We start from the raw sequence: 14079 nt of genomic DNA, 5'->3' as shown, positions 1-14079 counted from the left end.
TTTATTTTAGCCAGGTCACCCCTAAGCATAAAAAGTGAATAACATGAACTTCCAGCAGCTAAGAATTATCAGGGAGGCCTCCCGGTGCCAGTTCAATCTGACCGAAGTGGCCAAAACGTTATACACCTCTCAGTCCGGGATCAGTCGCCATATCCGTGAGCTGGAAGAAGAACTGGGTGTAGAGCTGTTTATTCGCCATGGTAAACGTATGCTCGGCCTGACCGGACCGGGTAAAGAAATGCTGACCATTGCGAAACGCATACTGGATGATGCCGGAAAAGCGAAGCGGTTAGGGGAGCTTTTCACCGGCCAGCAGGACGGGATACTGACGATTGCCACCACCCATACCCAGGCCCGCTATTCTCTGCCGGGTAAGATCAAGCTGTTCCGTGAGTTATATCCGAATATCCGCGTCGTGCTTAATCAGGGCACGCCTGAAGAAATCCGCAGTATGGTCAGTGGCGGTAGCGCAGATTTAGGTATCGCCTCCGAAGCCTTATCACACAGCGAAACATTGCGGGCGTTTCCCTGGTTCAAATGGAACCATAAGGTTTTGATCCCTAAACAACATCCGCTGGCGGATCTGCAGGACATTACTCTGGAGCATCTGGCCGCGTGGCCGTTAATCACCTACCGCAGCGGAATGACCGGACGGTCGGTGATCGACCAGGCCTTTGAGAGTGCCGGTCTGAAAGTCGATATTGTGCTCAGTGCACAGGACTCAGATGTGGTGAAAACTTATGTCAGACTGGGCATGGGGATCGGAATTGTCGCCGAAACAGCGGTCTCCGGGCAGGAAGAGGAAGTGATTGCACTGGATGTCCGCCATTTATTCACTGCCAGTACCGTCTGGCTGGCAGTGAAGCGGGGTCAGTTACAACGGGATTATCTGTGGCAATTTATGATGCTATGTAATCCGAACCTGTCCGTCGATGAGCTAAAAGCAAATACACAGGAAGCGGTTTCCGGCCATGAGGTTCCCTATAACTTCGAAATCTGACCCTGCGCGCTTCAGGGCAACACGTCATCGGATGGGAATCGAACCCCGGTCTGCCGGCGAATTTCGGTCAGCAGCCTGGCCGGAGTCTGCGCATGCACGCATCCCTGAAAGGACCAATGACGGGCGGACAGTAGCGATGGCTTCCGGAGTCAGGTTCGGCAGTAAACCTCATCCGGCTACAGCTTCGGCTCTTGCGCTGATTAGGCGGAGAGTGTCATTCAAGGCCGTATCGGAGAAAACAGGTATATCGGAACCGACATATTTCCGACTGAAACGACGGTTATTTACAGCTGAACATAAAGGGGTATTATCGGCGATGTAATATACAGGGAGAATAAAAATGGATGCTGCATTACTTGATATGATGCGCTCAGGCAGGAATAAAGACCGGGCAGAGACAATGGTTAACCTTGAGGCCAGAAAGCTGATTAATATAGCGAATACGCTGTCCTCCTTCCATCTTCGGGAGGGCCTGACCCGGATGAAGTTTGTCCGGGAAATAAAAGAGGTTGTTGAGCAGCAGTTTGCAGCCGCACGACGCGCAAAGTCTGATGAAGAATGCATGGCCTGCGTAAAAAACCTCAGGGCAGAGACCGAAAATCTTGAAGAGCAGGATCGAATGCTGCGCACGAAAGCGGCGAAACTTTATGCCAAAGTGATATTTGACCTTATCAGCACAGATAATAACTAATTTTTATTTACCCGACAAAACCGCCAGCATTTAAATGAAATGATTGGCGGCTGAGAAAATCCAATTATCAATACAGCAACAAATAACGATATACCACCACCAAAAACATATCCGATGTCATCAATCTTTGAATAAATAAGAAACCAAAAACACGCAACACAGCAAAAAAAAACCCACAAAAAAATTTTAAACCTTTTGGCTAAATCGCTGACAACTTCCTCAAACGTACCGCCAAAGTTATCGATATTATGTTGAAGTTTCTGTAATTCCTTCACCGTAAAACCCGATGCCAGAAGACGATCTTTACTGAAATCCATAGTCATTTCATTAACTTCCTTATCTAATCAACCTGACACTTGTTCTTCAATTTTTGTAGCTCTGAACGGTTTAACCCTGACTTCAATAGTGATGTGATCCAGCATAGCCATTCCCCCCCGGCTCTGTCCTGCAGCCACGGCTAAATCTTTACTCTTTACGGGCGGGTTCACAGGAATGTCATCTGCGGTTGCCATGCTGGCTCTGCAGATCCACTATTCAGCAACCATGGAGTTTTCTGATGCCGACAACTTATGCGATGCAAATTGAAGAGATCCTGGCCACCGGTCAGCGTTACCTTTCAGATGATTCACGGGATCCGGGCTGCCCTGCCGCCAGCGGAAATGAGGAATATGACGATCAGGGGGCTTCCCCCGAACTCTGTTTTGATGAGTAACCGCAACTTCCCTGTTCGGTGATCCCGCTCCCCCATCCCCGGCCGGGGCGCGGATCCTCCCCCCGGCTGACACCCGGAAGATCCGACCCGGAGAGTGCGATCCCGGACAGAAAGATCATCCTGATCCCAAACCCGGCGACAGACGAATAATCATCACCGGTTCGCCAGGGGTAAACCCCACCGTTTCAGGGTAACAGCATGACCTGTGGCCGTTGGTGGGGGGTTGCCGTATGGACAATCAGTTCCGCTCCGTACCAGTGCTGTAATGTCTCTGTATTCAGCACCTGTTGTGGTATCCCCTGCGCAACAAGGCTTCCCCGATGCAGTAATATAATGCGGTCTGCCCAGAGCGATGCCTGATTAAGATCATGCAGCACAGTGCAGACCATCAGTTTCCCCTGCCGGGTCAGCCGATGCAGTAACCTCAGAATATGTTGCTGATGGTAGAGATCCAGAGCCGAGGTGGGTTCATCAAGAAACAGAAATCCCTGTGGCTCGCCGTCACGCCAGAGTTGTGCCAGCACACGGGCCAGCTGAACCCGCTGCTGTTCTCCGCCGGATAAGTGCAGATAACTGCGATCCAGTAAGCCGCCGCAACCGGTCAGTCCGGCCACCTCTGCCACGATGTCATCCTGCTGATAGCGGGGCCAGGCAGCCCTGCCCAGACAAATGACCTGCCTTGCGGACAGTGAAAAAGTCAGGTCGCTTTGCTGGCGCATGACCGCACGTTGCTGTGCCAGCAAGCGCCCTTCCCATGCGGTCAACGCTTTTCCCTGTAACCGGCACTCGCCACTGTCCGGAGAGAGATAACCACTCAGCACCCGCAGTAATGTGGATTTTCCGGCACCGTTCGGGCCTATCAGTGCGACCATTTCTCCCGGCGATAACTGCAACGATACCCCTGACAACAACGTCTTTGGCCCGCGTTTCAGAATGAGGTTATCCGCCTCAAGGTTAAGAACCATCACTCCCCCGTTGACGACGAATAATCAGCCAGAAAAACCACGGTGCGCCAATCAGGCTGGTGAGCAATCCGACCGGCATTTCGGCCGGGGCCACTATCGTACGGGCCAGCGTGTCGGCCAGCAGCAGTAAAATAGCGCCACATAGCGCCGATGCCGGCAGGACAGTGCGGTGATCACTGCCGAAACACATTCGCATCACATGGGGGATCACCAGCCCGATAAAGCCAATGACCCCGCTGACAGACACGGCAGTCCCCACCAGTAAGGCATTCAGCACCAGTAACTGTCGCTGCGTACGGCGGACATTGACCCCCATATAATGGGCATCTTCCTCACCCAGTTGCAGTAAGTTGAGTCGCTGTGAAAAGAATACTGTCCCGAAGGTGGCGGGCAGAATGAGTAAACCACACACGAGGATCACCGGCCACTGTGCCTGAGAAAGTGTCCCCATGCCCCATAACGATAGCTGACGTAACTGCTGATCATTACTTACCCATGACAGTACACCGACGATTGCCCCGCACACTGCATTGATGGCCACACCAAACAATAATAAACGGGACAGATGTCCGCCGGTAAACCGGCTAAGCTGAAAGATCAGCACGGTGACCAGCAGGCTGCCGATAAACGCCGCCATCATCGGTAACCACAGGGCCAGGGCCGAAGGCAGGGAAAACGGAATAATCAGGGCGATAGCCACGGCAAGGCCCGCCCCGCTGCTGATCCCCAGTAATCCCGGGTCGGCCAGCGGGTTACGAAATAATCCCTGCATCACGGTACCGGAGACGGCCAGAGCCAGCCCGACCAGCGCCGCCAGCAACACCCGGGGCAAGCGGATATTCAGCCATATCTTCCGGGTCAGGCTATCAGGATCCGCATGCCAGACGGTGGACAGAGAAAGAGGTAAAGCCCCGGACAGGCTGGAAATCAGTAAGGCTGCCAGCAGGATCCCCCCCATCACCGGCAGCCAGACGAAAGTACGGCGGTTACTCCGCATGGATCTTTTCTGCCGCCTGACGCAGCTGCAGGATAGCTCCCGGCGTCTCCGGACCAAAGCCCAGCAGCGCCACCTGGTCAATAATGATCACCCGGTGATCCCGGCCGGCCGGGGTCATAGACAGTCCAGGTAACTGCCACAATTTGTCTGTTCCCCCCAGGGCAGCCACACCGCGACGGTCGATGAGAATGACCTGCGGAGCCGCGGCAATAACGCCCTCCGCCGACAGGCTCTGGTAGTGAGGGACATTCCCCATCACGTTACTCAGCCCGGCGCTGCGCATCGCCACATCTGCCGCCGTCTCTTTACCCGCCACCAGGGTGGTCATACCGCTGTTGGCCATAATATACAACGCTTTGATCGACAAAGGCCGGGTCGGCAATGCCTGTATCTGTTCACGGACCTGACGTAACAGAGGTTTTGCGGCCTCTTCTTTATGCAGGGCGTTGGCAACCGTCGTAATTTTTTGCAGAATGGCCGGCAGGCTGTTCTCGCCGGTAACATGCACCACGTTCACCCCGACCTGCGATAGCTGTTCCAGAACCTGTGAGGGTTTCGCCTGGTTATTGGCAAGTACCACCGCCGGTTTCAACGCCAGAATACCTTCGGTATTCAGCTGGCGCATATAGCCGACATCGGGAAGTTTTTCGGCCTGTGCCGGATGGATACTGGTACTGTCACGGCCCACCAGCTGGTCACCGGCGCCCAGTGCATAGACGATTTCGGTGACATCTCCGCCAATGGAAACCACCCGCGGGCTGGCAAAAACAGGTAATGCCAGCAAACAAAGCATCAGGCCAAAAAATCTCATGCCATTATACCCCTGTGAGTGATTCGATTTGCTGACGCCAGAGATCCTGCTCCGGCTGCCCTTCACTGCGCTGTCCGTAGAGCTGCGCGATTTGCGTGCCATCCGCGGCAAATAACTCCAGGCTGGTGACGTGTCCGTCCACCGTGGGTTTACGGGTGATCCAGCTTTCAGCTATCTGCTTATCCTGTAAATGCAGGGTAAAGCGGGGATTAAAGATATTCAGCCAGCCCTTCATCGGTTCAAGTTTTTCCACCTGACCGGTAAAAATCTGTGTGCAGCCCCGGTTACCGACAAAGATCATAATCTCATTACCTGCCTCCTTAGAAAGCGTCAGGATCTGTGCCAGTGCCCCGGAATTTACCCGCCAGGCCAGATCATCACTGACCGCCGCAAAGGCCTGTTGCCGGCTGATATTATGACGGCTGAGCAGACGGAAAAACTGATGTACATCGGTCATTTCCCGCCATTCCTGCTCTATCAGTGACGCATCAATCTGTTCTGCATACGCAGGGGCAGGTGCCTGGTTCAGAGAGATCACCGCAGGTCCAGGCTGACGGAAATCAGTGATCAGTTGCTGCCAGGCCGCCTGATCGGTATTCCCGGTGGCATAGATTTTGATCACGGCATCGCCCTGACTATCAAAGATCTGAATACTGTGGCGTTCGCCGCGGGTGCTCTGCTCCTGCAGGCTGAAAACACTGTGCCATTTTGCCAGGAAAAAACGCAGGTCCAGGTGCCGCGGGTTTAATACCAGCCCGGCATGCGGACCAAGATGCAGGTTATCAAAGGTGCCAATCTGTTCGTGTACTGCATATTCGTTGCGGGTAATACTTTTAATTTCACCCACACTTTTCAGCGCATTCAGTAACGCCGGGAAGTCTGCCCGCAGAGGTTGCGCTTCGTCTGCCCTTGCCTGCGTCAGCTCAGCTTCACTGATCCCCATCATTTTCGCCAGATCCCGGGCATAACATCCCGGATGTTCGGTTTTTAACTGCAGATAATGCTGATAAAGGGTTGTCATAACTTCTCCTGCTCTCTGTTCCCTGAGTGCCCTGCCGCCATGGCAGGGCGGATAATGGATCATCAGAAATCAACGTTCAGACCTAACTGATACGTCCGGCCCGGCATCACGGCTAATGCAATATCATTGTTGTTCTGCGCGGTCGATGTTTTCAGATCACGACTGCTGAGGTAATCGATATATTTACGATTAGTAATGTTATAGATCCCGCCGCTCAGTTTGACATTTTTTGTGATACGCCAGTAAGCGGTCGCATCCATCAGGCCATAACCCGGAATACGCAAATACGGGCTTTCTGTACTGGTCACCGGACCGGTCGTGACGGTATTACGCGTGGTCTCGCTGGCTTGTTTCCCTTTCACAAACGTCGCCGTTACTGCACTGCCCCAGACGCCTGACGGTGCATCCCATGCCACACCGACCACTGCCTTCATTGGCGCTACGCTATCCAGATCGGTGTAGCTATCACCGCTGAGTGAAGACTTAGACTCACCTTTGGTATAACCCAGCGCCAGGGTTGTGCTCAGGCCTTCAGCAGACTCCAGCCAATGACCGATATGGAATTTCGCACTGATATCTCCGCCATAGATAAAGGCTTTATCGCGGTTTTCAGCCTGATAAATCGTATAAATATTCGATGGTACCTGGGTAAACGCCTCCGGGGAGCCGCTGCGGGTATAACGTGTGTACGCAATGAAGTTATCGTACTGGTTGTAGAAGACCGAGCCGCTCAGGGTCACCCCCGGGTTCAGTTGCCCGGTCAGGCCCCACTCAAAGTTATTACTGGTTTCTGTTTTCAGTGACGGGTTACCGATCAGTGCATATTGCTGGGTTCCTGCATAGCTTGAACCCAGGTTCCATGAACCGTACAACTGGCTGGCATCCGGGAATTCGGCCCCGCGTTTATACTGAACATAAGTCAGCAGCGTCGGAGTTAACGAATATTGCAGCGTCAGGGACGGTAAGACCTCGGTATCGCTGGTGCCTGAACCGTATAAGGTCTCCAGATCCTCAGTGGTCAGCACTGAACTCCCCGCGGCGAGAGAAGAGAGATTCTGTGGTTTGGTTTTCTGATAGGCGACACGAACACCCGGTGTGATCGCGAAATTATGGCCCTGCAGATCAAAGTTAATTTTATCCTGCAGGAAAGCACCGAGGGTCGTGCTCCGGCTGTCAGCCTGCGGCTGCATGACTGAGAAGTACACCAGCGGAGCCGGTGACTGAGCGAACGGACGCGCCGTATTTTCCAGACCGGCGTTCACTCCCCCGCTCAGCTCATGGCGACCCAGGGTTTTACGCAGTTCGCTGGAGAACCCCAGAGAGTTCGTATTGTAGTCCGAGTAGGTACGGCCTATCACCCCGGTATCATAAGGTGCCAGCGTATTGTCATGCGCCTGGGTTTTTTGCCAGTTAACCCGGGTGGTCAGGGAATCTATCCAGTCATTATACGGGGTATATTCATCCTGCAGATTGACACCTAACCGACGGGTTTCCCCGGACTGATGACTGGTACCGATCACTTCCGCGCCGGAGGAATCCCAGGTGTCATAATGCGTATGGGTGGTTTTATCATAGTAACTGAACGTTCCGGTCAGCTTATGCTGATCATTCGGTTGCCAGATGCCGGTGGTCAGGAAGGCGTCGGAATGCCAGTTCTCCGGATACGCAGAAACGGTACCGCTGTTATTACGGGTTTGCTGGCCGTCACGACGACTATAGACAAAAATCCCGCGCAGTTCTTCATCACCGGCTGCCGCAGTGATCCCGTTGTGCCAGCCCCGATCTGAAGAATCGTAATCTGACTGGTAACCGAAATAGGCCGGCTTTTCCGGGTTCAGATAATCGTCCGGGGATTTAGTCCGGAAGGAAACCATGCCGCCGATAGAGGTATTCGGCTGTGATACCGCTGTCGCTCCTGCATCAATATTCATTACACCAAACAGGTACGGGTCAATATAATCGCGACCGATACCGAAAGTATTCACGCCGGTACGTCCGACATAGCCACGCCCGGTAGCCGACGGGAGTTCCACCCCATCCACATCAATGCCGACACGGTTACTTTCCAGACCGCGGATGTTGTAGCCGGTGTAGCCGCCGCGGTCAAAACCACTTTTTCCGTTACCGGAGCCGCCACTGGCTCCGGTAGCACTGACCAGCGTCTGATAGCGCATCAGCGTACCAAAGTCCGTTGCTCCCTGTTTTTGCATCTGATCAGCCGTTATCGTTTTCTGATTATCTGCACGCAACGGCAACGGGGTAGCCGTGACGGTCAGTTGCTGTTCAGAACTCCCGGCCTCGCCGGCAGTATTCGCTGTGGTTGCGGCAAAAGTACAGGCCGAATGAACGGACAATGCCACCGCGGTGAATTTGAACAATGCGGGTTTCAATTTACCCTGAGTCAGAAATTTATACATAATTATCAGTATCCAGACACGCCAAAAATGTCGTTTGCCGGCAAGTGAATGCAAACGAATGACTTTCCTCTCAATGGAATAAACTGTGCAAATATCAGCCACTTATTCTTGGATGAGAATCTACATCAATATGATAATAATTATCAACTGCATTTACACTTTTTAAACACTAAGTCTGTCAGGAAAGAGTAAAGATGCCGGATGCTGCTGCGGGACAGTACGGGAGAGAGTGTTATGGATCGTGCGGGAGATAGTTCAATGAACAGTGCGGAGGATAGGTGAAACCTTCAGGGGTCAGCGTCGGACAGGAAACGGTGCACCCTAAGGGTTTGTATGCGATCTTCACCGCATAAAGCCGGTCGTCTGAATAACGAAGAACCGGAACCGGGGTGCTCTGTAAAAAACAGGATGAACCGTCAGGCTCCGGGCCTGCCGGACCATCAACAAAACAAAATAATAACGAGTAATTTACATTATTACAGGGAGAGGGTTAAACCGCGGTATATTTTGCATACGCGGTTTAACCCTACAGAAAACAATATTGATCAATTATTGATAAGCTTCCGCGAATATGCCGTCGGAAAATATTTTCCATACGACATCTCTGATTATTATCAGCGCTTACAATATTGATGGAAAGTTCAGTGGAAAAATCGTTATTAAGACTATTCCTATAATGCAGCCATTATTCGTTGTTCCTGATCCGCCATCGGAGCACATATAATTTTCTCCAGACTCTCTATCGTTTTAAAGGTGCATGAGCAGGTAATATCCTGACATTGATAGTATGCTTCCTTGGTCGTATCACTTAAGTAACGGCTTGTACGTGTGTGAGCCGGCTTGTTACAGATCGGGCAACGCATCATAAGTACCACCTATTTTTACTGAATAATTTTAAAACATGTAGAGGTATAAATGATCAATCACTACATTAATGGCTGATAATAGATTAAAGATTCTATCTGCTTTTTATCTGGCTGTAGATACTTATTTATATACCCGGCCAGCGCCATCATTCTCTGGTCTGTCACTCACTACACAACAACACAGCCCTTTTTTTAATTATGTCTGTTGTGTGGTGCATTACAAAATTAAATCCGTTTTAATTATTTTCGGGTGCATGATTTTATTAAACCTCATTCAATTACGGAGGTTTAATATGAAAAATTTAATAGATAAAGTGAAAACTACTGCATGGAGCCGTGCTGACGCCCTTAAAGTTCGTTCTGATGATCCCACCACCACACAGCCGTTGGTCGGTATTGATTTTCCGGTCATGAGCGATGAAGTATTTATCTGGGACACCATGCCGCTGAAAAAATATGACGGTAATATCGTTTCCGTGAATGGCTGGTCTGTCATTTTTACGCTGACGGCAGAACGCCAGCCTGAGGTCTATACCGATGCCGATGGCAACTACGATATCGACAGTGACTGGGTCAATCGCCACAGCCGCGCACGCATTTGCTTCTGGTATTCCAAAGACAGCAAAAACTGGATTTACGGTGGCCGTGTCATGCCGGACGGCGTTTCACCGACCACCCGGGAATGGGCCGGTACACCTGTCCTGCTCAACGAGCAGGGTGACATTGAACTCTATTATACCTGTGTCACCCCCGGCGCGACGATTGTTAAAGTTAAGGGTAAGATCGCTGCCGATGGCAACGGAGTAACGCTTTCCGGGTTCAGAGAGGTGATTGAACTCTTTTCTGCCGATGGTTTTATTTATCAGACAGAAGAGCAAAATGAATACTGGGGCTTTCGCGACCCGAGCCCGTTTATCGACCCTAAAGATGGCAATCTTTATATGGTCTTCGAAGGGAATGTGGCCGGCGACCGCGGGACCCACGTCATCACCAGCGAAGATATGGGTGAGGTGCCTCCGGGGTATGAGAATGTCGGCGGAGCCCGTTATCAGACCGGCTGTATCGGCTTTGCGGTAGCGAAAGATGCCGAAGGGAACGACTGGCAGTTACTGCCACCATTAATCACTGCCGTCGGCGTCAATGACCAGACCGAACGTCCTCACTTTGTCTTCAAAGACGGTAAGTATTACCTGTTTACTATCAGCCATAAGTTTACCTATGGCGACGGAGTCACGGGTCCTGACGGGGTTTATGGTTTTGTCAGTGATTCATTATTTGGCCCTTATGAACCCTTAAATGGTTCCGGCTTAGTTCTGGGGAATCCATCGTCACAGCCTTATCAGACTTATTCACACTGCGTGATGCCAAATGGCCTGGTGACCTCTTTTATCGATACTATTCCGCAATCGAACGGAGATTATAACGGTAGCTATCGTGTGGGAGGGACGGAAGCCCCTACCGTACAAATTAAAATAAAAGGGAACCAGACATTTATGGTTAAAGAATTTGACTACGGTTATATTCCTCCTATGGAAAATGTCATCGTCAAATAATATTCATTACGGCGCGACCGATGTCGCGCCTTTATCAGGAAAAATAAAATGGATATTAACAGCATTATTAATGCCGCTAAGGGGGCCGTACGAGGAGATTCTGTTTTCTTTGGCGTTTTCATCTCCTTCTTTATGGCTATCCTGCGAATGATATATTCCGGCCGGGGGATTATTGAAACATTACTTGAAGGAGGAATTTGTGGCTGCCTGACATTTGTTTCCGTATCATTAATGAATTATTTTGGTGTATCCAGTCAGTTAACCGTTTCTGTGGGCGGATTTATCGGATTTATGGGCGTAAAAAAAATCAGCTTCTGGATAAACCGGATTATCATGAAGAAATTAAATTAATCCGCAAAATTGACACCCCTGGAAAAATGAATATCAGGGCAGTGAATAACAGGATGAACGCCGGATAAAATTATTGCCCGATAATTCATCCCCCCACACCATAACCTTATATAGCGTGTGGGGTTTTCATTTATTTAACATTATTCCCACATCCAACGTCAGATAAAGGATATTCCCCTGATTATCGCAGGGGAATATTTATCGCGGTTATGCACGATAAGTTAAGCGCCCGACATGAATAACTTTCTGAGCGGATTTATGCCTTCCTGAAACCGGATTAACCCGTGGCCCGGTGATGCTCGTTTATATTTCCCGGCCCAATGACCGTAACATGACAGCCCTGATCACTTATCTGACTGTCGCCGTCATAAAGCTCAGGTTTCGATATTTCCCCCACCATTCACCGGAAAACTCAGGGATGACGTATTCAGCAATCGCAGTCCTTCCTCCCGGGCGATCCGCAGCCGAAGACACACCGTTCTGTGCTTATTTCCCCCGATTAGCGGCTCTTTCCCCGCCGTGGCCGGCAGGCAGGCAAGGCGGCCGGGCCGGAGGATATTTCTCTGCAACCAACTTTGCGGCGGGCATACCGTCTGACAGAGTCTCTCATCCCCTGTCAGACCGGCGGCATAAACATGGGATCACAGGGGATGAGTACAGCAGTGCCCCCTGTTCCGCGTAATGAAAAACATCATATCAGCACGTCTGAAAAACAGAACAGAAAACAGTAACGGGTTCAGAAGTTACATCATCGTTACCGGAAAGGTATATCTGATATACAACCGGAGAAATATCAAAGAATAAAGATCAGACATCGGCAATTAAGTACACAGATACCGGACAACGTCCGGACGAAAATATGAATCATCCGGAAAATCTCAGAAACAGGATCTGTCATAATCCTGACAATTTCTTATCTTTCACCGCTATTTATTTCATAGTAATGGTTGAACGCTTTTCCGGTTAGTGGATCACATTGACTGTTCAGGGAGGTGGTTCCCGGATATCTCAACCTCACCCTCCTGTTATTTTAAACACCCATGAAACACAGCACTTTTTTACCGGGATATTCCCTTAAAAACCGATCACCCCCACATTTTAAGAAAAAGTCGCAGGGATATCGCCCCATTTTTTTCTTGTCATCTTATCAATAAAATGATTCCGGTGATATCTACCCCGAAGGAAACCGGTTAGCTTTTAATAAAAAAATTAATATTGATATATTTCCCCGTCGTGTCCTCCACCACACAACAAAAAATAAGTTTATTTTCTGAATCTGTTGTGTGGTAAATGACAAATCCGGGATACGTTTAATTAAATAACACGCCATGTTTTTATAAAGCCTCACTTAACTACGGAGGTTTTAAAAATGAAAAATACTGAAATTAAAAATTTGCAAGATAAAGTAAAAACAACAGCATGGAGCCGTGCCGATGCACTGAAAGTCCGGGCCGATGATCCCACTACCACTCAACCTGTGGTCTCTATCGATTTTCCGGTAATGAGTGATGAAGTCTTTATCTGGGATACTCTGCCACTGCGTAAATATGACGGTAATATTGTTTCCGTCAATGGCTGGTCCGTTATCTTCACGCTGACAGCTGATCGTCTTCCGGAAGAATATATCGCAGAAGATGGGACTTACGACATCTACACCGACTGGAATGCGCGTCACGGCCGTGCCCGAATCTGCTTCTGGTACTCAAAAGACAGCAAGAACTGGACATTCGGCGGCCGTGTGATGGCAGAAGGTGTGTCACCCACCACCCGTGAATGGGCAGGTACCCCGATTCTGCTGAATGAACAGGGTGATGTGGAACTGTACTACACCTGCGTGACACCGGGAGCGACCATCGTGAAGGTGAAAGGTAAAATTGCTGCCGATGGTAACGGTGTAACGATGTCCGGCTTTAATGAAGTGATTGAGCTGTTCTCCGCTGACGGTTTCTACTACCAGACAGAAGAGCAAAACCCGTACTGGGGCTTCCGTGACCCTAGCCCGTTCATCGACCCGAATGATGGCAACCTCTATATGGTCTTTGAAGGTAATGTGGCCGGGGAACGTGGCAGCCATGAAATCACCACTGAAGATATGGGTGATATTCCTCCGGGCTATGACGATGTCGGTGGCGCACGTTATCAGACAGGTTGTATCGGTCTGGCGGCGGCGAAAGATGCGGAAGGTAATGACTGGCAACTGCTGCCACCACTGATCACGGCGGTAGGCGTCAACGACCAGACTGAACGTCCTCACTTTGTCTTTAAGGACGGGAAGTACTACCTGTTTACTATCAGCCATAAATCGACCTATGCCGATAACCTGACCGGCCCGGACGGCGTTTACGGTTTTGTCAGTGATTCACTGTTTGGCCCTTACGAGCCTCTGAATGGTTCCGGCCTGGTACTGGGTAACCCATCGTCTCAGCCGTTGCAGACCTATTCACACTGTGTGATGCCAAACGGGCTGGTCACGTCATTTATCGATACCGTGCCGGCATCTGACGGTGACTACGATGGCGAATACCGTATCGGTGGTACCGAAGCCCCCACCGTACAGATTAAGATCGAAGGTAAACGGACCTTTATGGTCAAAGAATTCGACTACGGTTACATCCCGCCAATGGAGAACGTCATCATCCGTTAATACTGCTACCGGCACAGTGAGGACTGTGCCGGTCTTTATCGGTGATAACTG

Annotated in this window: 13 protein-coding genes and 1 pseudogene; 6 read left to right on the top strand and 8 right to left on the bottom strand. The window is 50.5% G+C overall.

The features are described from left to right. Positions 1-43 precede the first annotated feature (43 nt). Both cbl and CG67_RS16250 read left to right on the top strand, forming a co-directional pair. Entirely contained in the window at positions 44-1000 is a 957-nt protein-coding gene (gene cbl / locus CG67_RS16255; RefSeq protein ID WP_025903992.1) for an HTH-type transcriptional regulator Cbl, read from the top strand. Between the two features lie 340 nt (positions 1001-1340). Further along, positions 1341-1664 (top strand): annotated as a pseudogene (locus CG67_RS16250) (hypothetical protein); the annotation flags it as partial. Positions 1665-1687: 23 nt separating this feature from the next. On the opposite strand, the gene CG67_RS16245 reads toward CG67_RS16250, so the two are convergent. Both CG67_RS16245 and CG67_RS18385 read right to left on the bottom strand, forming a co-directional pair. Beyond that, positions 1688-2014, bottom strand: coding sequence for a hypothetical protein (locus tag CG67_RS16245; RefSeq protein WP_051546428.1), 327 nt, complete (start codon positions 2012-2014; stop codon positions 1688-1690). 21 nt (positions 2015-2035) lie between these two features. Next, entirely contained in the window at positions 2036-2203 is a 168-nt protein-coding gene (locus tag CG67_RS18385) for a hypothetical protein (RefSeq protein ID WP_160318978.1), read from the bottom strand. 44 nt (positions 2204-2247) lie between these two features. On the opposite strand from CG67_RS18385, the gene CG67_RS18380 reads away from it, so the two are divergent. Continuing rightward, complete coding sequence (locus CG67_RS18380) at positions 2248-2403, top strand: hypothetical protein (RefSeq protein ID WP_156022693.1); 156 nt, start codon at positions 2248-2250, stop codon at positions 2401-2403. Between the two features lie 185 nt (positions 2404-2588). Here the strand turns inward: CG67_RS18380 and CG67_RS16240 are convergent, their stop codons facing one another. From CG67_RS16240 to CG67_RS17710, 6 genes are all read right to left on the bottom strand, one after another. Beyond that, complete coding sequence (locus CG67_RS16240) at positions 2589-3368, bottom strand: heme ABC transporter ATP-binding protein (protein ID WP_025903989.1); 780 nt, start codon at positions 3366-3368, stop codon at positions 2589-2591. Next, positions 3358-4365, bottom strand: coding sequence for an iron ABC transporter permease (locus CG67_RS16235; protein ID WP_025903988.1), 1008 nt, complete (start codon positions 4363-4365; stop codon positions 3358-3360). Before CG67_RS16235 ends, CG67_RS16240 begins: the two co-directional genes overlap by 11 nt. Continuing rightward, a complete protein-coding gene (locus tag CG67_RS16230; protein WP_025903987.1) occupies positions 4355-5176 on the bottom strand; it encodes a hemin ABC transporter substrate-binding protein in 822 nt (273 codons plus the stop codon). Before CG67_RS16230 ends, CG67_RS16235 begins: the two co-directional genes overlap by 11 nt. A gap of 4 nt (positions 5177-5180) precedes the next feature. After that, positions 5181-6197, bottom strand: coding sequence for a hemin-degrading factor (locus tag CG67_RS16225; protein WP_025903986.1), 1017 nt, complete (start codon positions 6195-6197; stop codon positions 5181-5183). Positions 6198-6259: 62 nt separating this feature from the next. Then, entirely contained in the window at positions 6260-8614 is a 2355-nt protein-coding gene (locus tag CG67_RS16220) for a TonB-dependent receptor domain-containing protein (RefSeq protein ID WP_038010665.1), read from the bottom strand. A gap of 671 nt (positions 8615-9285) precedes the next feature. After that, entirely contained in the window at positions 9286-9480 is a 195-nt protein-coding gene (locus CG67_RS17710; RefSeq protein ID WP_071780122.1) for an ogr/Delta-like zinc finger family protein, read from the bottom strand. Between the two features lie 293 nt (positions 9481-9773). Here CG67_RS17710 and CG67_RS16210 point away from each other — a divergent pair, with 293 nt between their 5' ends. The 3 genes from CG67_RS16210 to CG67_RS16200 all read left to right on the top strand — a co-directional run bounded on the left by CG67_RS16210 (position 9774) and on the right by CG67_RS16200 (position 14028). After that, positions 9774-11033, top strand: a complete 1260-nt coding sequence (locus CG67_RS16210; protein ID WP_025903983.1) for a glycoside hydrolase family 68 protein — start codon at positions 9774-9776, stop codon at positions 11031-11033. Positions 11034-11081: 48 nt separating this feature from the next. After that, complete coding sequence (locus CG67_RS16205) at positions 11082-11384, top strand: phage holin, lambda family (RefSeq protein WP_025903982.1); 303 nt, start codon at positions 11082-11084, stop codon at positions 11382-11384. A gap of 1369 nt (positions 11385-12753) precedes the next feature. Next, on the top strand, positions 12754-14028 hold the full coding sequence (locus CG67_RS16200; RefSeq protein WP_025903981.1) for a glycoside hydrolase family 68 protein: 1275 nt from the start codon (positions 12754-12756) through the stop codon (positions 14026-14028). Positions 14029-14079: the final 51 nt, after the last annotated feature.

Source organism: Tatumella sp. UCD-D_suzukii, from assembly GCF_000611875.2.
Classification (GTDB): Bacteria; Pseudomonadota; Gammaproteobacteria; order Enterobacterales; family Enterobacteriaceae; genus Tatumella; species Tatumella ptyseos.
The sequence above is the reverse complement of the archived record's forward strand: the minus strand, read 5'-3'. Positions and strand labels throughout refer to the sequence as shown.